Genomic DNA, 22,421 nt, shown 5'->3' on the forward strand with positions numbered 1-22,421 from the left:
GCTTTCCTAGTACATCATATATTACGGTATTGATTTCATTTAGCTGGTTACGGTAGTACCTTTACAAAGGCACTATCAACGTACACGGTCTTACCCTGATAAGAGATTTGTAACCAGCCTTTTTGCGAACCTACAATCTCTAAAACGGTATTTTTCGGTACAGCTCCCATAATCTTAGAACCCGCTAATGGCTTGGTGCGTAGGTTCAAAAAGTATGCTGTAACTCTAGCCTGCTTCTTGTCAGATGCAACCACTTGTGCTGGCTCCAGCTTTTTGACAGGAGCCTCTACTGTTGGTTGTTTTGTTGGCTGTTTTGCTGGCTGAACAGGAGTAACCACTGTTTTTTCCGCTGGCGTTGTTACTGCTGGTTCTTCCGCTTTAGCCGCAGGAGCTGGTTTTTCAGCTTCTTTTGTGGACTGATCCGTTGCAGATTCAGACGCCTTGCGAGCTTGGTTTAGCTTTTGATAGAACTCACCTTTGGTTTTTACACCCGTAAATTGATCTGCTTTTACATTCGCTTTTTTCGCAAGCTCTGCGATTTCGGCTGGTGTAACAGCATCGTTTACATTAATAGAAGCTATGTTTGTGTACTTACCATCTTTTGCGACTTCCATAATGCCGTCATTTAGAAGCTCTACCACATCTGAACGCGCTGGAGCTTTCGCATCGAAGCCGGTAACCTTCCAGTATTGCTCGTTATTTGGCGTGTAAACACCATTTTTCACTTCTTGCAGATATTTCATAGACAGGTTACGGATCGTCCCGCCTGTCTCTCCATACGCATCATTTTGTTTAGAAGACCAAAGAACGTCGAATTTGCGTCCTTCTAATGCCCCACCTTTTGCTTGCAGAGCTTCCATTCGGTAGGAGTTCATACCGATTTTAATTGTATCCTCTGGTTTAATTGCAGTCTCATCCATTCGGCGTAAATTAGTAATACGTTCACCGGCTGGTTTTGATAAATCAATTTCATACTTCACGTTACCAAAAAAATCATTCGTGCTATATTTCGAGGCACGGCGTTTTTTATCAAAACTAGGGGTTACATCACCTGGGCGAGTTGTGTTAAAGTAGCCTGCTGCCCATTCCATATAATCCTTCAAGTCTTTACCTGTAATGTTATAAACGGTAACCTCTCCGCCCGCATAGCGATAGCTATAGGCAATATCTTTTTTCTTGATCGGGCCTGCATCTAGCTTCACATCGTCATTATCGATCTGGTGAGCAACCACGTCCGCTTTGCTATAATACAGCATTACTTCATTAAAGAAGTTAGCCATTGGTGTGGCTTGTACTTGCACCTGTGGAATGCCTTTAATTTCATCGCGCGGTACTAGATTGCCATCCTTTAATTCTGCAACGACGATGTTAGCATCGGCACGAGCGAATTCATGGAACGGCTGCAAGGTTTTTTCTAAACCAGCGTCAGATTTTATAAAAGTACCATCCGCCGCCTTCACCGGAATGGCAGTTGCTTCTTTCTCTTTTAAAACCACTTTATCTCCCTGTTTGGTAAAGGAAAGATCAATGCGGGAGATATGTGTTCCATATTTATCAGGTTCTGTGATTAAAACGCCATTAATAACTTCTTTTTTAACCAATTTGTGCATATGACCTGCAAAGATGGCGGTTAATTCCGGGTTAGCGTTCGCAATGTCCTCTACACCCGTACCTGGGATGCCATTCTCATTCTCAATCCCCATGTGCATAAGACCAATCATGACATCTACTTTCCCTTTTAACTCGCTAACTGCTTTCTTTGTTTCTTCAACAGGGTTCTTAACGATCAACCCGTTTAGATGGTCAGTGCCTTTTTCAAATTCTGTAATCATTGGCGTATTCATTCCGATAATTCCTATTTTAACGCCATCTTTTTCGATGATTTTATAAGCAGGCATAAAGCGCTCGCCATTCTCTTTGTAAATGTTACCTGCGAGCATCGTGCCTGTGAATTGGCTTCCGATTTTATCTAATACATCTAATCCAAAATTGAATTCATGATTTCCGTATGCCCAAGCATCATAGCCCATTTCGTTTAAAGCTACCATCATTGGAGATTGCGGCTGATCATTAAATAGCTCCGCGGAGTTATCCTGAATAAGATCACCTGCATCCAATAAGATCGTGTTTGGGTTTTCTTTTCTTACTTGTTTAATAATTGTAAATAATTGTGTCATGCTTCCAGTCAGATTAGGACCATCTAAGCCATAATCCCACGGCATGAAGCGTCCGTGAATATCAGATGTGCCCAGTAGCGTGACGTTCACATCGTTACTCTTGCTCTCTGCAGCTTCTACAGGAGCAGGAGTTGCTACTCCGGTTGCAAGAAAGGAAAAACCAAGCATAGCTGTTAGGAAACCTTTGCAGGCTTTTTGAAGTAAGTGCATGTAGTATCTCCCTTTTATCAAATTGTGAAAAAAAGTCCTAGTAGTAGACTACCGAAATATTAATAATGTTACAACTAAAAATAAGCAGGAAAAATTGAAGGTTTTTATTTCCAAAAAATAAAACAAGCCTTATGCTTCCAAAAAACGTAGGGAGAGCCAAATTCAAGGCTTTCCCCACTCTTTCTTTGCTACATCATTTACTCCATTTTCCAGCTATGCCTTCTGACTATACTCGGTTACACATGCGATAAATTCTTCGCCATATTTTTCCCACTTAGCTTCCCCCACACCTTTGATCGTGAGCATGGTAGCTTTATCAGTGGGAACGATTTCACTCATTTCCCGCAAGGTACTATCATGAAAAATAACATAAGGCGGCAATCCCTCTCGCTCGGCAATCGTTTTGCGCAACTGACGTAAGATATCAAACAATTGACTATCCTCCTGTCGCTTGATCGGCTTCGCGCGTTGCTTATGCCAGACCTGCTCTTCTCCTTTTAATACTCGCACCGCTCTTTCCCCAAGCATAACCACCGGATATTGGCTTTCTGTTAAGCTCATATAACCTTCCGCAATCAGCCACTGAATCATCTCTACAATCTCTTTTTCCGTGTAGTCTTTCATAATGCCGTATGTAGGCAGTGCCGAAAAACCGAATTGAAGTACCTTTTTATTAGAAGAGCCCCTCAGAACCTGTGCGACCATAACCGCTCCAAAACGTTCCTTCATTCGTTTCACACATGAAAAAATCTTCTGAGCCTCCACCGTACTATCTATTAACTCTGCGTCATCTGTACAATTTCCGCAGGTACCACACTCTTTGGCATGGGGATCACCAAAATACTCCAGGATGTATTGCTGCAAGCAACGTGAGGTTCGGCAATAGTCACTCATTGCATATAATTTTTTGTAATCCTGCTCTTTTCTTTCATCTGTTTGTTCATTTTGTTCAATAAAATATTTCTGCGTTTGGATATCCTGTGCCTGAAACAGCAGGATGCATTCACTACGTTCTCCATCACGTCCTGCACGCCCAGCCTCCTGATAATAGGCCTCCAGATTTTTCGGCATATTGTAATGAATGACGTATCTGACATTGGACTTATCAATCCCCATTCCAAATGCATTCGTTGCAATCATGACATTTACGTCATCAAATAGAAAAGCATCCTGATTGCTGATACGCTCATCCTCGGATAGGCCTGCGTGATACTTACCTACACGATGCCCCTTTTGGCGTAAAAATTCATAGAGATTTTCTACTTCTTTGCGAGTAGAAGCATATATGATACCAGCCTGTCCATGATTTGCTGTCACGTAGTCAAAAACAAATGAGCGTCTATCCTCGCCTCTCCGTACAGCTAGCATTAAATTGTCCCGGCCAAACCCGGTAACGAATACTTGACCTTCTTGCAGTGCAAGGAGTCGGCAAATGTCCTCTTTTACCTCAGGGGTTGCCGTTGCGGTCAGAGCCACCACGATAGGCCGCGTACGTAATGACTGTACAAGGCTCGCAACCGCTAGATAGCTGGGGCGAAAATCATGCCCCCACTGCGAGACACAATGCGCCTCATCCACGGCTAATAACGAAATCGGCATCTCCTGAATCATTTCCCGAAACTGTTCGGATTCGAGTCGCTCTGGAGCAATATAAACCAATTTGTACCTGCCCCCTCTAGCATCACTCATTCTTTCCTGCACCTCATGATAGGAAAGAGAGCTATTAATCTGAGTAGCAGGTACACCCATACTAACTAAGGCATCTACCTGATCCTTCATTAAAGAGATTAAGGGAGAGATTACGAGTGTAATTCCATCGAACAGTAAGGCGGGAATTTGATAACAGATGGATTTCCCCCCGCCTGTAGGCATAATTCCTAGCGTGTCGTGTCCGCTCAAAATACTTTCAATAATCTGCTGCTGTCCTTGTCGAAAGGCCGGATAGCCGTAATATCTTTGCAGAAGCTCCTCTGCCTGATGTAAATGTAGCATTATCATCACCACTTTTTTTGGCAGCTCCCGTTCATTTGCCACCATGTTTTTTTCTATTGTATCAAAACAAGATAGACAAAATCTTATCATGAGTCTGATTCAAACATATAGTTTACGGGTAAAGAGGTAAGTGACGTGTAGCCGCTCACTCACTATCTAGCTATGATACGATTAACCAAGTACATATCCTGTCTTTACGAAAAGGAGAATTAGGTAATGAGCATTCTCGTCGTGGATGACAATCCGATTAATCTCACCATAATTGAAAAGATATTAAACAGTGAAGGATATACAGATATTAAGCTCCTGCATTCAGCCTACGAGCTTTTTGACTATCTGCAAATAGATGCGCCACATAAAATTCATCGCAGTGTGGATCTCATATTGCTTGATCTCATGATGCCAGAAATAGACGGCATTGAAGCCTGTCGCCGCATTCAGCAAAATGACGAATTAAAGCATATCCCGATTATTTTTGTTACAGCTATGGGTGACTCGTTTAAAATGGCAGAGGCTCTTCATGTAGGTGCAAATGATTATGTAATGAAGCCGATTAATAAAATTGAATTAATGGCGCGTATTCGTGTTGCTTTGCGTTTAAAGCACGAAAGCGACTGGCATCGAGAACGTGATAAGGTCATCCAAAGTGAGCTTCAGCTTGCTAAACAAGTACAACGAAGCGTGTTAAGCCATCCAATCCATAATGAACGGATTCAGATTAGCGCTGCCTATCTGCCTACCTTTGAACTAGCTGGAGATATGTATTCCTGGATACCTATTGATGAAAAGCGCTATGGCGTGATCCTATTAGATATGATGGGCCATGGAATTGCGGCTTCTCTGGTTTGTATGTATATTTCATCTGTTCTGCGTGATACCATTACGAAAATTACTGACCCAGAACAAGTCATTCAGGAGTTAAACAGATACATGTATCAGTTAAACAGCACAGAGCGCTTCCTTCAATACTATTTCACCGCCATTTACCTAGTCATTGATACCGAAAAAAGGACTGTAGAATACGTCAATGCTGGACATCCAAAGGGGATCATGATCGTAGACGATGTAACGGTTCATTATTTGGATAAAGGAAGTTGTGCCGTCGGTTTCTTCTCAGAAATTGAGGTACAAAAAACGGTGATTGCGTACAAGAAGAGCATGCAAATGGTGTTATACACGGACGGTCTTTTAGAAATGCTGGAAAATACCGTAGATGATGGGACAGAAATCATGAAGACAGCGCTTTTCAATCACCCCCTAACTCCTGAACAACTGGTAGAAAATATTTTACCTCCTGAAGCTAGGGAGCATCAGCATGATGATATGTGCCTGCTAATGATTCGTGCTAACGAATAAACCTCCCTGTAAGCATTTTTAAAAAATATTTTTTCTGATAAGCGTGACTTTTCTTGTTTATTGTCGTCATTATATATTGGGAACATTTTACAAAGATTCACTACGAGGAGGTCATTATGAGAAAAGCAAAGAAGCTTCATACAGCGCTAGCTACTTTTATTGCCGTTAGCATGCTATCCGTTACACCCGTATGGGCAGCGGACACATCGGCAAGCACGACACCAGCCCCTGCCAAACAGGAACAGGCTAACTTGCCTACAGCTGTCAAACAATCGCTTGACAAGGTACTCACAGCAATTCCCGAGCTAAAAGCATTTACTGTGGTATCTCATAGACCTGATAGTGATAATAAGACACAGACCGGAAAGTATCAGGTCTATCTCCTTAAACGCTCTGATAAAGGCGCTGATAAAGCCTCTAAAGATAAAATAGAACCAGAAGCCTTCCTTTCCTTTGATCAAAAATCTGGTCGATTGCTAGAGCTTTCTATTAATCATTCTGAATGGACATCAGATACTCCGCCATCTGAAAAGCTAGCTAAAGAAAAAGCCACTGCATTTCTCAAAACCGTATTAGGTGATGAGCTGGATAAATTAAAGGTAAGTGAGCACAGCGGCGTCTCACAAAGTGGGATGACAACGGAAGACGGAAAAAGAATGGATTGGAAGTATAGAAGTGTAGCATTTGAACGCTTGTACAACGGAATTCCTCTGCTTTCAAGCGGCGTCCATGTATCTGTGGACAAATCGGGTAATATTACCGCTTATTACTTAGGGGATTCAGATATTGTCTATGATGATAAAAAATTCCCCGATCCAAAAGAAGCGTTGAGTAAAGAAAAGGCAGAAGAAGCACTTCAAAAGCTGACGGAAATGAATGTATTCTATATCAGCAACTATTCTAATAACCAAGCCAAAACCAACTCAAAACCTGTGATTGCATACGCTCCCGCCCAAGTCAAAATACTCGATGCCAAGACAGGTAAGCCTATGGATACATGGGATTCAACTAAACCCTTGACCCCTAAAAAAGTATCCATCTCCGCTAAAGGAGAAGCCTTGATGGTAACATCTAAGGCTGAGGCAGAAAAGCTTTTGTCATCGCCTGCATTTGGCCTTGATCTGAGCAAGCTAAAATACGACGAGCGTGAGGAAAAAGACTCTTATACAGGTAATACCTACGTAGAATATTCCTGGAGTTCTCATACCGATGATAATAAGAATATCTATATAAACCTGAGCGCAAATAAGGCAACAGGAGAAGTTATCAGAATGAACTTACATGATAGCTCCCAACTAGGGAAAAAAGGGAACCTATCACCTGCGGATGCCGAGAAAGCAGCCCTGCCATTTATAGAGAAGTATGCTGATTCGAAGGTAAAAGAGCTTTCTCTTGATTCCCTTTTCTCAAACGATCAGGATACAAAGCAAATTCCTGAATGGGTGGACAAGAGTAAGCTGAAGAAGAATGAGAAACATCCCCAATATTATCTTACCTTCAGCCAGCTACACCAAAACATCCCTGTAGCTGACAAAGCATACTCGGTTCAGGTAGATGCTCTTACAGGAAAAATAATTGGTTTCCATTTTGACCTCCAAACAGAAGCAGCCCTGCCTGACAGCAAAAAAATCATTACTGCTGAACAAGCGAAAAAGGCCTTTATCGCATCTCATCCAGTGAAGCTGAGCTACCTATGGCCACAATACGAGGATCAAATGGCACCTGCTCCTTTGTTAGTTTATATCCTAAGTCAGCCGTCAGATTCCTACTTCATTGATGCGCTGACAGGTGAGCCTCTACAATAATTCCATCGGATCATACCTCCTGATTCCTTCAATAAAAAGCGAACCTTCCCGTAATCCAGAAGGTTCGCTTTCCTTTATGTTTCTACCTGCATTTTTGATATATCCGCACTCCTTCAATCTCCTGATAATGGCCCATATCCTTTACATAAGAGAGCGATTCCTTACTCCCTAAGCCGAAGAAACCATTGGTAGATAAGCTCTCATCAAACAATTGGAAGACACGACTCTGTAGGTCTGTATTAAAGTAAATCAGGACATTCCGACAAATCACCACATGGAACTCGTTAAAAGAACCATCTGTTACTAAATTGTGTTGGGCAAAGGTTACGTTTTTTAAGATGGATTGGTTTAAGATTGCAAATTCAGAGTCAGTCGAATAATATTCACTGAAGGCTTTTTTGCCACCGGCTTGTATATAATTCCTTGTAAAATTCTGCATCTTCTTTAAGGAAAAGGTCCCCTTTTCGGCCCGTTTCAACACTTCCTCGTTCATATCTGTCGCATAGATTTTAGTCTTATGGCTCAGATTCTCTTCTTCAATTAGAATAGCCATGGAATATGCTTCTTCTCCTGTTGAACAGCCTGCGTGCCAAATTCTAATTTCAGGAAGCTGATGAAGAAAAGGTATTACCTTCTTACGAAAAACGTAGAAAAAGCTAGGATCACGAAACATTTCCGTTACATTAATGGAGAAATCATGTAGCAATTTATCCACAAATTTAGCATCATGAAGTACCTTCTCTAAAAGAGCAGTAACTGTAGGAATCCTGTCTTGTATCATGCGATTCCATATGCGTCTTCTTATTGAAGATCTAACATAATCACGATAATCAAAGCCATACATCCGATAAATTCCTTCTAAAAGAAGATCGATTTCAATGCTTTCTCGTTCATCAATCTGGTATTCATTTGCCTCAGTCAAAGAAGTCATCGATCTGTCCTCCATCTATTTATTACACCTACTTCACCAACCAGACACGCATAACTGAAAGCAGTTGACTCGTCTTTAATGGCTTACTGATGTAATCGGATGCTCCAGCCCTCAGGCATTTTTCTCGGTCATATTTCATAGCTTTTGCGGTCAAGGCAATGATTGGTACATTTTTCATATCAGCTTTTTGGCGAATAGCCTGCATTGCTTCATACCCATCCATCTCTGGCATCATAATATCCATGAGTATGATATCCATGTGCTGAACATTATCTAGTATTTCAAGACACTCTCTCCCGTTACTGGCGGCGATCACCTTAAATCCTTCTCGTTCAAGAGTGGTGGTGAGCGCAAAAACATTTCGATTGTCATCGTCCACAACCAAGACATGCTTACCCTTAAACAAGCTTGGTACCTGCTGCGTATACTTTTGTGCTTGTGGAGAAATTATTTGATCTTGATCTTGCTCTATCATTACTTGCCCCTGCTCCAAGGAAGTCTGTAAGTCCTCTGTTTCAAAAACGGGACGCTGTGAGCTATCTGCGTGAACCCCTTCCATATGAGCTACTTCCGTTTCTGTGTGAACGGAAAACAGCTCCTGTCTCGTCCCTTCCTGCATATTTGGAATATATAGCGTAAAGGTACTACCGCAACCCTCTTCACTTTCTAAGGTAATGCAACCACCTAATAGACGTGCAAATTCTCGGCAGATGGATAACCCTAGACCTGTCCCCCCATACTTTCTGCTCGTTGCGCCATCTGCTTGATGGAAGGCTTCAAAGATGTGTTCTCTCTTGTCCTCGGCTATGCCAATACCAGTATCCGTGACGGAAATCTCCAAATAGTAATCCGTATACTTCTCCTCTGGCATTATCTTATTGACCTGCAAGGGGTCTGCCCTTCTAATTTGTAGAGTCACGGAGCCCTTTTTCGTAAATTTGAAGGCGTTGGAAAGTAAATTCCGTAAGATTTGATGCAGTCGTTGTTCATCGGTGTACATAATATCGGGCGCATCAGCATGTACTTCAATATGGAACGGAAGATTCTTCTGAGCCGCAATGTGTGAAAAGTGACTTTCCATAAATATTGGCAATTCACTGATATTTACCTCTTCAAAGACAACCTCCAGCTTGCCTGCCTCCACTTTGGAAAGATCTAAAATATCATTAATCAGGTTAAGTAAATCTGAACCAGAGGAATTGATAACACGTGCATATTCTTGCTCTTCCGCGGTAAGCGTCTCATTAAGATTCTCCGAGAGCATTTCTGAGAGGATTAAAATACTATTTAGTGGAGTACGTAGTTCATGTGACATATTAGCTAGAAATTCAGATTTGTATTGAGAGCTTTTCAATAGTGCTGTTGTCTGTTCCTCTAGCTCTATCTTTGTTTGCTCCAGCTCTCGGGCCTTCTCTTCTGCATATTGCTTCTGCTCCTCTAGCCTTTCATTAATGCTAGTAAGCTCCTCTGTCTGCATCTGCAATTCCTCGGATTGTGTCTGTAGCTCTTCTGATTGAGCCTGCAATTCCTCTGTCATTGCTTGCGATTCTCGTAGAAGGCGATCTACCTCTAAGCGATCGAAAATTCGATTAACAGTAGTCCCCAAGTGACTTGTGACATTTTCCATTAGCTGCATATGTAATTCGGAAAACGAACCTAAGGTAGCCATCTCGATCACAGCAACCGTTTCGTTCTCAAAGGTAACTGGAACAATCAAAATTTGTTTCGGATAAGCTTTCCCTAAAGCAGACTTAATGGTAATGTACTGCTCAGGCATTTCTTTTAAGGCGAGCATTCTCTTTTCTTGCGCGCATTGCCCCACTACACCTTCACCGAAACGAAAGCTGGCAGCTCCCACATCTTCCCCATTTGATGCAAATGAAGCAATCTTTTTAAATTCCTTGGCGTCCCCTTTTCCAAATGCTAGATAAAAAGCACCGTAGGAGGCTTCTATTATCCAAGCGATTTTTGAAATAAATTCTCGCCCTAGAGATTCAAAATCCTGCATCCCCTGCGTTAAATTAGCCATATAAGCTTGTTGGGTCTTTACCCAGCTTTGCTCTGTTATCTTTTTATTAAATTCCTTTACCTTAGTCGTATGTTCCTCTAGGGAGGCCGCCATCTCGTTAAAAGATTCACAAATGTTCCCTATTTCATCTCTCGTTACAACAGATAATCGCGGTACATTTTCAGCTTGTTTAAAATCAATTCCGGAGATTGTACTGGAGATATGACTAAGACTACGCGAGGTACTACGTATAGCCCAGCTTGCAATTCCGATTCCTAATGCCAAACAAAGTACGACACTCAAAATGATGATGAGCAACATGCTATGGTAAGTTCTCACAGATTCGTCAGCAGCTTGATCCATTAGTTCCTGCTGGCGATTTTTAAATTCTTCCGTTAACTCCATAACATTTTTGCGAGTCTCTTCTTTTCCACCCACATACATGCCTCTAGCCATTTCCTTATTTCCTGCCTTAACATACGCTACAATCTGCTTTTGATAGGTGAGATAATCTGTATAGTGAACTTTAATTTGCGCTAATAATTGCTGTCCAGACTCCGAATTCATTTTAATGCCGATCACTGTCATTAAGGAGTTAGTATCTAGTATTTTCTGATTCATTTGTTCGATTTTTTGATTGATGAGCAAAATATTATTCTCTGCAATGATATAGCTAAGCTCTTGGTCTATATGAAAAAATTTGTTCTGCAAATCACTCACTAGCTTGATTTTCACAGAACGTTCGTTCGCAATTTCTTCAACATTATTATTAATACTATTCATCGTAAAGATAACCAGGGAAGCTAAAATCAGTAATAAGAATAAAATCAAGCTGTAGCCAAGCAATTGTTTTCGGCGAAAAGTCATATCTCTCCCATCCTTAGACAAAATATAAAACAGAAAATACAGAGTTTTTTTCTATTTACCCTAATAAAACAATCTTGAATCAGAATTTTTCCTCCCTATTTACTTTCAAAAAAAAAAAGGGCCCAATCCCTGCTTACTCCCATACACTTCAGTAGGTTATTCAGCTCAAGAAAAGGAAGAGAACCATGAGCAAAGCAATTGTTTTTCCTCATGTGAACTGGGAGGGCATTCCCCTTTTAGAAAATGCTGAAGATACTGTCAAAACACAAATGTATGGTAGCGTATTAACCTGCTTTCGTGCTGTCCTTACGAAAAAATAGATAAAAACTGCAAGCTGTTGACCTGATCAGGTAAAATATCAGCTCTCCATCTCTTAGCTAGCCCAGCTTGCGCATATAATAGGCCTAACTGGGCTATTATTTGTTCCTTCTCGATGGAGCTATGGTTCAGCCTTTCAAATAAAGTCGTAGCTTCGTGGTTTTTCCTGCATTGAATAGCAAGAACTCCAGCAATCTGAAGAAGTCGCGAAGATAAATGAGTTTCCATTAGAAACATTTGGAGGAATTGAAGCTGGATAGAATGAGGGGCTCGAAGCAACGCGATTGCAAACGAATCATTTACTTCCTCTGTCCATCCTAAGGGGGAACAAGAACGATGCAGGTCTAACCATTTTTCCCAGGCCCCTATCGCTAGCAATGCTCGACTACAGGATTGGTATACAGGTCGCGACAAAGCAATAATTTGGCCTGGCTTCCATCCAAATAAAGCTTGATATTCTTTTTGCCGTTGAGCTAACCGTAAGACGATTTCATAAGCCTGCGCGTATTCATTCATTTGCAGGAAAATCGCCCATAGTAAAAGATCCGCCTCAAGCTGTTTATCCGCCTGCATATGGGTATGAAAGCATTGCTGTGCTTCCCTGACGCTTAGTAAAGCAAGCTCCTCCTTTCCAAGCTGTGCGAGGAAAATTCCTTTCCAAAGCGGATTATGGGTATAAGCATCCGGCAATAGCAACTGATATTGTGTGAACCACTGCGGCTGATTTAATTCCATCAAATATTGCACGATACTGCTTTGGACCTGAGGCGACAATTTCCCCTTATATAACTGGAATTGCTCCACTAATTCTTGAATTTGATTAAAAGCTCCCCGTATACGGATTAATCTCTGCCAAACTGCGTGGAATTGTGGCTGGAAGGTCAAGGCTTCCTCATAGCAACGACATGATTTTTCATAAGAAAGCAGTCTTTCATAAAGCAATCCCCTTATATAAAGGCTCCGGTAGGTCCCCGCCCCTGAACACGATGTATATTTATGAGATACATCTCCCAGAAGGACGGCTTTCTGCAATAACGCAAGAGCTGAATCTAGCTCATTTTCTTCAATATGAAGAATGGCCCGCAGTTCGATCAGATCAACAAAATCTGGATAATGGCGCAACGCTTCCTCTATCATGTTTTGCGCCTCTTTCGTATTGCCCATCTCTTTATAGGAAAACGCTAGCTTTAGCAATACATCCGACATATAACCAACCCGAAGAGGAACAGCAGAAAGTAGTGCTTCAAATAATACCCGCGCTTTCTGGTATTCTTCCTGCTGAAAATATTTTGTGCCTAGAGCGTAAATCAACACAGGGTCATCCGGCTTTTCTAGCAGTGCCTTTTGGATAAGAGAAACGTTCCGGGCAGCTTTATTTTTTTGAGCGATAACATGGTCTAAACAGCCATAGTGCTTAACCACCATAGGCGAAAATCTCACACCTTCTGGTTCCACTTCCAGAATACACGTGGCAATCTCTTCATGAATCATTCCTCGAAAGCGCAGGCGTTCATCGTTTCGAAAAAAGCGACAAACCGAATCAGTGATAAATTCTTCTCCTGTAGCGCCCACATAGCTTTGCAATTGGACATAATAGCCAAACGCTTCTGCCTCGTCCATCATCTCTATCAATTGCTCGGCTGGTGGCACGACCCATTCCTCATCCGCATCTAGTACCAGAATCCACGGCTTGGTCGCATATTCCAACGATAAATTTCTAGCCTCAGAGAAATCTCCCCTCCAAGGTATCGAGATAACCCGCGCTCCATAGCTCCTGGCAATTTCTACGCTTCGATCCTGTGAGCCTGTATCAACGATGATCATTTCTGAGACAGTATCGACTGCTGAAGATAAACAGCGTTCAAGGTGCTCCTCCTCATCACAAACAATCATGCACAGGGATATTTGTAATTGTTTCATCTATACGCCCCTCCTTTTTAACCATAAGCGACATTATGATTTTTCTTAGGTTAGACCATTTGCTTGGGGTAATTTGAGGTGGGCTTTTTGAATACAAGGTCTTGCCTGAATAGGACTTGTTAGCATCAAATCTCCCAATAGCGGTAAAAAAAAATGAAAAAGGCACATGACCCCCCAGAAATAAGGGACTCCATGTACCTATATGTTGAAATCTTTTGCTACGTTCCTTGCCCATTAAAAAAGACATCAATCGCTGTGGAATTACCTTGTACGCTGGAACGATACGAGAGTCTTGTATATGTAAGGAAGCGCTTCGTCGGTTCATTACGTTAGATTTTGTAGCAATTGATTCAATTCCTTTGTAGTTACATCACGCCATTCGCCTTTTTTGATGCCATCCAAATGAATATTCATAATGCGTATCCGTTGCAAACGCTGAACCTTATAGCCGAATACCTGACACATTCGGCGGATTTGCCTATTTAATCCTTGGGTCAGAATGATTCGAAATGATCGTTCATTCATGCGTTGTACCTGACAAGGCTTGGTTGTAGTCCCAAGAATACGTACCCCGCTAGCCATACCTTTTAGAAAAGAATCTGTAATCGGTTTATCCACCGTCACGATATATTCTTTATCATGGTTGTTTTCCGCCCGCAGAATTTTGTTGACGATATCCCCATCATTCGTTAATAGGATTAATCCCTCTGAGTCTTTATCTAGTCGTCCAATTGGAAAAATCCGTTCTGGATGATTGACGAAATCAATGATGTTTCCCTTTATGTGCCTCTCTGTTGTACAAGTAATCCCAACAGGCTTATTTAGAGCAATATAAATAGCTTCTTTTTTGATCCCCAGCGCTTTTCCGTCAATTTTTACATCGTCTTCACTAGTAGCTTGACTCCCTAGCTCTGCTATCACTCCATTAATCGTGACTCGCCCAGTCTCGATGAGCTTGTCTGCTTCTCGGCGGGAACAATAGCCTGTTTCACTAATAAATTTATTAATCCTCATGTTATGTATCCTTCTTCCATAGCAGATATTTCAGCCTAGGAATCTCTAGCTCAAAGTGATCTCAGGCATCATTTATTATACATGATTTATGATCTGCCTGACTCTGTCGTTTTTTCTTTCGATAAAAACCATCCACCTAGTGCGATTCCTACTAGAACTACATAGAAGGTAATTTTCCAAGCTTTCATTGTTGCGAAGCTCTCTGGTAAAAAAGCCACATGGGGATGAGAGAAGGTGTACACCAGCAATTTGATCCCAACCCAGCCCACAATCAAAAAAGCCGCGGTTTCTAATCCAGGCCGTCGTTTTAACAACGCCACAAAATAATTGGCTGCAAACCTCATTATAATTAACCCGATAAATCCCCCTGTAAAAATCACTAGGAATTGCCCGCCATCCAGTCCTCCAATCTTAGGTAGATTCGTTGAAGGAAGGGAAACAGCAAGTGCCACAGCAGCTAGGATGGAGTCTACTGCAAAAGCAAGATCAGCCAGCTCTACCTTTGCTACGGTCCCCCAGAAACTACCGGGTCCTTTTTTCCTATCCGTGTGTTCTTTTTCTTGGGGCTTCCTGTATTTTTTGCGAAAAATGTGGTTGATGGAGATGAATAGTAAATAAATAGCACCAAGTGCCTGAACCTGCCACACATCAACCAAGAAGGAAATGATAAACAATGATGCAAAGCGAAAGATAAAAGCCCCAGCTAGGCCATAAAACAAGGCCTTTTTACGCTGTTTCTCCGGTAAATCCTTGACCATAATGGCTAATACCAATGCATTATCAGCCGCTAGAATTCCTTCCAAAGCCACTAATATGAGTAGCACCCATCCATATTCCATCAGCAATGACCCATTCATCAAAGCTAGCCTCCTCCTGATCGACAAAGATGCATCTAAAATAATAGCTCAGCTTATTATGCTCTTAGTTGCCATAGATCAAACCAGTTGGATAAAGAGGCATACCTTATACAGAAAAAAGGAACCAACCCGGTACGCAAAAAATGTACCTGAATTAGTTCCTTTTCCTTTTAGATCATTTAGATGGATTAGCTGGTTGGTTTGCCCTTATGAACCATGAAATAATAGCACAAAAGTGCCCCGACATCTGCTACTGCTATTACAATGCCCATTGGAACCGCCGTTCCGCTTCCACCAATACCTACTAGGGGAGCAAGGAGCGCACCAAAGATTAATGACAAGACACCTAGCAAAGCAGAGGCACTGCCTGCCGCTTTCCCCTGACTTTGCATTGCGAGAGAAAACCCTGCCGTACTAACAATCCCCACACACGATACGATTATAAATAAAGGTGGTAAAATAGCATATAATCCGGCACCTAGCAAAATCACAATCAGTAGACTAACGCCACCAATCGCCGCTAAAATCAACCCGCTGATCATCAGCTTACTCTCGCTAATTTTACCAGCCAGCTTCCCGGTAATTTGGCTAGCAAGAATAATTCCCAAACCATTGATAGCGAAAAACACACTAAACATTTGCGCTGACACACCAAACATATTTTGCAATACGAACGGTGATCCAGATATATAAGCAAACATGGCAGCGATCACCAAGCCTTGTGACAAAGCAAAGCCCATGAACATTTTATCTACGAATAGATTTTTAAATGTAACCAAGGTATTCTTGAATCCACCCGTGGAACGACGCTCGACAGGCAATGACTCGGGTAAACCAAATAGAACAACCAATAGCATAATAATACCAATTGCACCTAATACTACAAAAACACCTTCCCACGGTGTAAAGAGTAAGAGCTGACTTCCAAAGATGGGAGCCGCAATAGGAGCAACTCCATTAACCAGCATTAAAAGGGCAAAAAATTTAGTTAATTCTGGGCCTACATAAATATCCCTTACCATCGCACGTGAAATAACAATTCCGGCTGAACCAGCGGCCCCTTGAATAAATCGGAGAGCCACTAAAGCCCATATAGAAGTTGAAAATACGCACAAAATAGAAGCGACTGCATAAATAGCCAGACCAATCAGCAGCGGTTTACGTCGACCTTGAATATCGCTTAACGGTCCAGCAAACAACTGCCCTAGGGACAAACCTAATAAACAAGCTGTCAAACTAAGCTGTACAGCCGAAGTAGTTGTTTGAAAATCGGTAGCCATTGCCGGCAAGGCTGGCAGATACATATCCAGCGAAAGCGGTCCAAACGCAGATAATGCGCCTAACACAATCGCTAGCCATAAACGTTTTGATTTGGCAGCAGCTTCCGTAGCCGCTGACTGTGAAGAAGAATTCATACGATGTTACTTTCCTTTCTTAAAACCGAATAGGTAAGATTACAATTGTAACGATTATAGTTACATCAATAAACATCTGTCAAGCTTTTAAATGGAAAGTCCCTGATTGCATCTAGCCTCTCTCTATGCAAACCTACTCGCCTGACCCCTGTAATAAGATCGTAGAAAACACATTATCAAAGCATACGTAACAGCAACTGGCCTATACGGATAATATGTCCCAATATGGCTTTTGTTGTATCGGTAATAACAGTAAATATCCGGTCAAACTCAAGCGCAGTGGATACATAAACCAAGCAATTTCAATCATGTTATCTCTTGCCCACATCTAAAAAAGTTCCCCCAGAACAGCTTCAGAAATTCCCATCCGCCAACACTTCACCCATCACAACCATCATCCATACCTTGTTTACCACAATCCTATCCCATGTAATACACTTTGTAAATTTTATGTTTACTATATGCCGTTTTGGCTTTTGGCTTCTTGCTTTATCCATATAAAAAGCTGTTCAGCAATATGACTGAACAGCTTTTTTACTCTCTGTCTTATTTTGTTCTCGTTCTTTTTTTAGAGAAAGCTGATCGTCCTTGACCGGCTGAGCGGCTTGACTTGGCTTTTGATTTGGTTGGGGCTGTCCCTCCAGATCGTTTTGCCCCTGACTTTGTCTCCTGACGTGTACCTGATCTTGAGCTTGGCTTGTTTTGTGTCCTTGTCCCTTGCTTTACTCCCGTCTTTTGTCCCGGTCTCGTCTGATTATGCTTTGCCTGACCTGATCGTGCTGACGACTTAGACCCGGCTTTCGATCCTGTAGCTTTCGCTCGATTACCTTCTCTTGCTTTTGACTGACGTCTATTTTCTGATTGTCCTGCCTTTTTGTCCGCCGTATGTCTTGCCGTTTCTTCATTAGAACTCGCTTGAGAAAAGGAATTGCCATAGGCTTCTTTTGTTAGGGACTGCCCAATTACCTTTTCAATCATATCTAAATACATCCGGTCTTTAGGAGCAACAAACGTGATCGCTACCCCTGTACCACCGGCTCTCCCGGTTCTGCCAATTCGATGTATATAGCTCTCTACATCATGAGGGATGTCATAGTTAAACACATGTGTGACCCCTTCAACATCCAAACCACGTGCGGCGACATCGGTAGCCACCAAAAATTGTAGGCTTGCTTCCCGGAAGCGTTTCATGACTTGTTCGCGTTTGGCTTGTGATAAATCACCATGAAGCTCGTCACTAGCATAACCAAATCCTTGCAAGGCTTCATTTAAAGTAGAAGCTCTCCGTTTGGTTCGACAGAAGATCACCGCTAAAAAAGGACGGCACTCATCAATAGCCTGACGCAAGGCGGCTTGTTTGGCCCGGTCGGTCGTCTCAATTACCCGCTGCTCGATGTTAGCTACCGTAATTCCTTCACTCTTCGCCTTAATTGTGACAGGCTGGCGCATAAAGCCTTTTGCCAGACTTTGGATTTGCTTTGGCATCGTTGCTGAGAATAATAGCGTCTGTCTGGTTGGCGATGTGGCTTGAATAATCTCTTCTACCTCAGGTAAAAAGCCTAGATGCAACATCTGATCGGCTTCATCAAGAACTAGCTGAGACACCTGAGCAAGCTGTATCGTGCCTCGGCGCATATGATCCAGCAATCGACCCGGAGTAGCAATCACGATCTGCCGGCTGCCTCTTAATTTCTTCATCTGCCGCTCTACATCCTGTCCACCATAGATAGCTAGAACCTGTACGCCAGGTTGCGTAAAAATAAGCTTGTTTACCTCGGCGGTAATTTGTAGGGCTAATTCACGAGTCGGTGTCACAATTAGAGCTTGTACATCTGGATTTTCAGGATTAACCATCTGTAAAATAGGCAAAACAAAGGCTAATGTCTTGCCCGTCCCTGTCTGTGCCTGTGCAATTACATCCACCCCGGTTAATACTGCTGGAATTCCTTTCTCCTGAATCTCTGTGGGTGAGTGTAATCCATTCTGTTGCAGTGCTTTTTCTATTGAAGCCTGTATTCCTAATGACTGAAATTTTGGCAAAACCGCCACCTCTTCCCGTTACCAATAACAACACCTGTGGCTATCACTTTTTGCAGACAGCCATTCCAATAAAATAACGAACCTGATCACGCGGCTTCTCAAACGTTAATCCACGCTGGTAATAAATTTCTACCTCAGAAAAGCGAACAAATAATTGCTCAAATTCCTCAGGAGTTAGCTGGTGAACATGAAACGGTTCACTAGTGGGCATCCCTCTTCCTCTACCAAATGGACTAGAAAGTACTAATGTACCCCCAGGCTTTAGCATATGATAGATATTTTCCATAAATAGCTGATCATCTGCCACATGCTCAATGGTTTCAAAGCTAAGAATCGTATCAAACATGCCTAATTTTTCGGGAAGCTTAGGATCGAGTGCATCATGCTGTAAGTATGTAACCTTTTGATGATTGTACTCACGATTTGCATAAAATAGAGTCTCTTGATCTACATCTACACCAATCAGCTGGGTCACCTCCCGCTTGCGTTCCTTCACAACCATGTGACACCCATAGCCAGTACCACAGGCGATATCTAGAACTCTCCCCCGACAATACGGAGTTGAGAAATAATACCTCGCTAGATGCTCCAATAGCATTCCATTCATCGGCTTGAGCAATTTAGGAATAATACGTTCCCCTGTCCACTCTAACAAAACCCAATCACCTTCTATATCCGCTTCTTTTTCCTTCTTCATTATACAGATGCCTTACCAATAAAAAAAACTGCCGCTTGGATTATTATCATCACAAACGACAGATCTAATCGGTAAGTCATCTATCTCAACCTGTATTGCTTTATTTAGAAATGCTTATTATGTTCATTGATAAACCATGCAATACTGTTCTACCTGACTCTTTGGCAAAGAAATTACTTCAATTGTAGTAAATTGATATCGCTCATATATAGCAATGTTATGAGGGTTTTGAGTTTCCAACGTACATACGATGTTTCTTTGCTTACATTCCTCTAAAAGAGGCTTCATAATTTTACTCACATACCCTTGACCCCGAAACTCTGGCTGCACCACAAGCATATCCAAATGCATATATACTCGTCCCTCAAACACAGACAACCAAGCAGAGCTCATACAGCGTAGAATAGCCAATCCTCGGCAAAATCCCCTAAGCCCAATATACTTACTAGCTTTCAGCGACTTTACGATTGTACGACAGACATCCCACATGTATCTGTATGCAGGCAATGCTTCTGCCTTTTCCGATCTGAATACTAATGCAACAGCTTCCAATCTATCGGAGGTCGCATATAAATCGGAGTAATCATACAGCATGGTAACATAGTTTGTAAAAAAGATCTGTAGAACATTCAGTCTAGTAGAACGGTCAGGCAGGATATGCTGATACAGTGGGTCTTCCATAAATCCTTCAGCCAATACATTCGCTGCTCGGCCAATCTCGTTACGGTTTAACTTAACTATGTGCGCGCTACAAATAGTTCCACCCCATTGAATAGTTTGTAAGCTAAGCTATCCATTTACTGCTAGCTTATCCTTCCATGGTACAGCTTGGGCTGGAACGCCGTCAAATCGAGCAGGTAGAGTGACGCCGGAACATTGTATGATCATTGTGTTCCTGCATGAATGCTGGTAGACGCATTCTTTTCAAAGGTATACGCAAGTACAGGTTCTCTGATGTTCGACCATTTATCATTGGGAAGGCATACTCTAATTTTACTGGGTTTTGTTCTATATATTTGTGAATTAGTCGAAACCTATTAGCAAATGTTACAAAAATTTTTTCTATTTCATTTTTGAGCGATAAATCACCAAAATCCTTTCTTTCCTAAAAACATCCAAAAACTTAATTGTACTTTTTTTCACTTATCAAAAATGCCAAAAATGACATCAAATTGATACAATTCGTGGCGAATTTGTGATTTTTTTAACATCCAATGTGTAATAGCCCCATCTCTACCACAATCAGGTGCTTGCCATTTAGGCAAGAAAGCATAAAATGAAGGTTGGGCAGTAAGCGCTTTTACTTTTTCGAGGTAGATGGGAACATATTAAAATTATTTTTTATATGCTCATAAGCAGATTGTCTAACATTTTGCCAAAATTGTTAGAGCTTCAAATGAGGTATTTTGCACAAAACTGTTTCTACAAAAAAACCGTATTGAATTAACTTAAAAATGATTCTATACTGTTATTTTTAACATTTGTGCAATATCCCAATATGGTTATTGCATGAGGCTTCTTGTTTTCAATCATCACTGATTTCACACCCTAGGAGGTCAACCATGATTCATTGCATACTTAACAACAAACCACAACTAATTCTACATGGCGTATGCCTCACCTGTAGTAATCCTTCCTTACGTTTAAGGCGTTCAATTTAACATTCCGTATAAATGAAGTCTATTCATATCGCTAGGAACCCTATTTTTATATGTGGTTTCGTATTGAAAGTAATCTCATAGAACACTGGTAAACGACTTTCACCTAGGGGCAGAAATTTCCCGTCTTCCTTCGACTAATACACATCTCAGAGAAAGGGGTCACTTATGAGACACAAAGGGTCGTTTCTTTTCATGTTTTTTTGTCTTGCTCTTTTATTATCCGGTTGTGAGCCATTAATGGTACTTGATCCAAAAGGACCTGTTGCCAAAATACAATCGGACACCATTATTTTTTCTATGTGGGTTATGGCTGGTGTATTATTTGTAGTTTATGTTTTGTTTGTTTACATGCTAGTGAAATATCGCGCTACCAAAGCGAACGAGGGCTATGTACCTCCTCACGAGGAAGGTAGTAAGCTATTAGAAATTGCATGGACAGCCATTCCAATTGTCATTGTAGTGATTTTATCAGTTATTACTGTCAAAACACTGGATCAAGTGGAAAACAAGCCAGCCGGCTATGACGATCAGAAGCCAATGATCATCTATGCTTCGTCTTCTAACTGGAAATGGCATTTTAGTTATCCTGAGGAAAACATTGAGACGGTTAACTACCTGAACATCCCGACAAACCGTCCGATCGAATTCCGTCTGTATTCGTATGGACCAATCACGAGCTTCTGGATTCCACAGCTTGGTGGTCAAAAATATGCGATGTCCGACATGGTTACCAAATTGCATTTTGCCGCTGATCATCCGGGTTCGTTCATGGGTAAAAACTCTAACTTCTCCGGTAGAGGCTTTGCACAAATGGAATTTGAAGTTCTAGCAATGTCACCTGCTGATTATTCAAAATGGGTGGATGAAGTAAAGAAAACGGCTCCTGAATTGACAGAGCCTGAATTTGATAGCGTGCTTGACATGGAGCATGTAGGAAGAAAAACGTATTCTTCCACACACTTATCATTTAGACCAGCGCCTGAGGGTGCCCATGGTGGTCATAATCATGGAGGCGGAACAACAACTGAATCGGAGCCACACTCTACTTCTGAGCACTCTGGGCATTCTGATTCTTCTTCCGAACACTCCGAGCATTCCGAAATGAATCACGACCAGCATAAGAAATAACTAGCTCAGAAAGGAGTCAAATCGG

The 22,421-nt window shown here is 41.8% G+C and carries 16 protein-coding genes and 1 pseudogene; 4 read left to right on the forward strand and 13 right to left on the reverse strand.

What is annotated here, in order from left to right:
* Positions 1–47: 47 nt before the first annotated feature.
* Together BRLA_RS21990 and recQ are read right to left on the reverse strand one after the other, a co-directional pair.
* Positions 48–2,387, reverse strand: coding sequence for a 5'-nucleotidase C-terminal domain-containing protein (locus BRLA_RS21990; RefSeq protein ID WP_003334117.1), 2,340 nt, complete (start codon positions 2,385–2,387; stop codon positions 48–50).
* Between the two features lie 213 nt (positions 2,388–2,600).
* On the reverse strand, positions 2,601–4,379 hold the full coding sequence (gene recQ / locus BRLA_RS21995) for a DNA helicase RecQ (RefSeq protein ID WP_003334116.1): 1,779 nt from the start codon (positions 4,377–4,379) through the stop codon (positions 2,601–2,603).
* Positions 4,380–4,595: 216 nt separating this feature from the next.
* On the opposite strand from recQ, the gene BRLA_RS22000 reads away from it, so the two are divergent.
* Together BRLA_RS22000 and BRLA_RS22005 are read left to right on the forward strand one after the other, a co-directional pair.
* Positions 4,596–5,735, forward strand: a complete 1,140-nt coding sequence (locus BRLA_RS22000; protein WP_003334115.1) for a PP2C family protein-serine/threonine phosphatase — start codon at positions 4,596–4,598, stop codon at positions 5,733–5,735.
* Between the two features lie 116 nt (positions 5,736–5,851).
* Complete coding sequence (locus BRLA_RS22005) at positions 5,852–7,540, forward strand: YcdB/YcdC domain-containing protein (RefSeq protein WP_003334113.1); 1,689 nt, start codon at positions 5,852–5,854, stop codon at positions 7,538–7,540.
* Positions 7,541–7,622: 82 nt separating this feature from the next.
* On the opposite strand, the gene BRLA_RS22010 is transcribed toward BRLA_RS22005, so the two are convergent.
* Together BRLA_RS22010 and BRLA_RS22015 are read right to left on the reverse strand one after the other, a co-directional pair.
* The gene (locus BRLA_RS22010; RefSeq protein ID WP_051876132.1) at positions 7,623–8,471 is read right to left on the reverse strand and encodes a CheR family methyltransferase; all 849 of its coding nucleotides are present in this window, start codon (positions 8,469–8,471) and stop codon (positions 7,623–7,625) included.
* A gap of 28 nt (positions 8,472–8,499) precedes the next feature.
* On the reverse strand, positions 8,500–11,346 hold the full coding sequence (locus tag BRLA_RS22015; protein ID WP_003334111.1) for a sensor histidine kinase: 2,847 nt from the start codon (positions 11,344–11,346) through the stop codon (positions 8,500–8,502).
* Positions 11,347–11,531: 185 nt separating this feature from the next.
* On the opposite strand from BRLA_RS22015, the gene BRLA_RS25085 reads away from it, so the two are divergent.
* Complete coding sequence (locus tag BRLA_RS25085; protein WP_003334110.1) at positions 11,532–11,666, forward strand: hypothetical protein; 135 nt, start codon at positions 11,532–11,534, stop codon at positions 11,664–11,666.
* Here BRLA_RS25085 and BRLA_RS22020 read toward each other — a convergent pair.
* The 9 genes and pseudogenes from BRLA_RS22020 to BRLA_RS22055 all read right to left on the reverse strand — a co-directional run bounded on the left by BRLA_RS22020 (position 11,653) and on the right by BRLA_RS22055 (position 20,303).
* On the reverse strand, positions 11,653–13,584 hold the full coding sequence (locus BRLA_RS22020) for a tetratricopeptide repeat-containing glycosyltransferase family 2 protein (protein WP_003334109.1): 1,932 nt from the start codon (positions 13,582–13,584) through the stop codon (positions 11,653–11,655). The genes BRLA_RS25085 and BRLA_RS22020 overlap by 14 nt on opposite strands.
* Before the next feature lie 218 nt (positions 13,585–13,802).
* Positions 13,803–13,886: pseudogene (locus BRLA_RS25090) on the reverse strand (DUF6385 domain-containing protein); the annotation flags it as partial.
* Positions 13,887–13,908: 22 nt separating this feature from the next.
* Positions 13,909–14,598: a 23S rRNA pseudouridine(2604) synthase RluF gene (gene rluF, locus BRLA_RS22030; RefSeq protein ID WP_003334108.1), complete on the reverse strand. Its 690-nt coding sequence runs from the start codon at positions 14,596–14,598 to the stop codon at positions 13,909–13,911.
* Positions 14,599–14,684: 86 nt separating this feature from the next.
* On the reverse strand, positions 14,685–15,455 hold the full coding sequence (locus BRLA_RS22035; protein WP_003334106.1) for a TerC family protein: 771 nt from the start codon (positions 15,453–15,455) through the stop codon (positions 14,685–14,687).
* A gap of 188 nt (positions 15,456–15,643) precedes the next feature.
* Positions 15,644–16,870 (reverse strand): multidrug effflux MFS transporter, encoded by a 1,227-nt coding sequence (locus BRLA_RS22040; protein WP_003334105.1) that lies wholly within the window; start codon positions 16,868–16,870, stop codon positions 15,644–15,646.
* Positions 16,871–17,072: 202 nt separating this feature from the next.
* A complete protein-coding gene (locus BRLA_RS25095; protein ID WP_272897998.1) occupies positions 17,073–17,198 on the reverse strand; it encodes a hypothetical protein in 126 nt (41 codons plus the stop codon).
* A gap of 218 nt (positions 17,199–17,416) precedes the next feature.
* Positions 17,417–18,919: a DEAD/DEAH box helicase gene (locus tag BRLA_RS22045; RefSeq protein ID WP_003334104.1), complete on the reverse strand. Its 1,503-nt coding sequence runs from the start codon at positions 18,917–18,919 to the stop codon at positions 17,417–17,419.
* Positions 18,920–18,953: 34 nt separating this feature from the next.
* Complete coding sequence (locus BRLA_RS22050; RefSeq protein WP_003334103.1) at positions 18,954–19,607, reverse strand: class I SAM-dependent methyltransferase; 654 nt, start codon at positions 19,605–19,607, stop codon at positions 18,954–18,956.
* Between the two features lie 123 nt (positions 19,608–19,730).
* Positions 19,731–20,303 carry a GNAT family N-acetyltransferase gene (locus BRLA_RS22055; protein ID WP_236867702.1) on the reverse strand — a complete coding sequence of 191 codons (573 nt, stop codon included), beginning with the start codon at positions 20,301–20,303 and terminating at the stop codon, positions 19,731–19,733.
* A 1,130-nt stretch (positions 20,304–21,433) separates the two neighbouring features.
* Here BRLA_RS22055 and qoxA point away from each other — a divergent pair.
* Positions 21,434–22,396 (forward strand): cytochrome aa3 quinol oxidase subunit II, encoded by a 963-nt coding sequence (qoxA, locus tag BRLA_RS22060; RefSeq protein ID WP_022586070.1) that lies wholly within the window; start codon positions 21,434–21,436, stop codon positions 22,394–22,396.
* The last annotated feature ends 25 nt before the right edge of the window (positions 22,397–22,421 follow it).

The organism is Brevibacillus laterosporus LMG 15441, assembly GCF_000219535.2.
Classification (GTDB): Bacteria; Bacillota; Bacilli; order Brevibacillales; family Brevibacillaceae; genus Brevibacillus_B; species Brevibacillus_B halotolerans.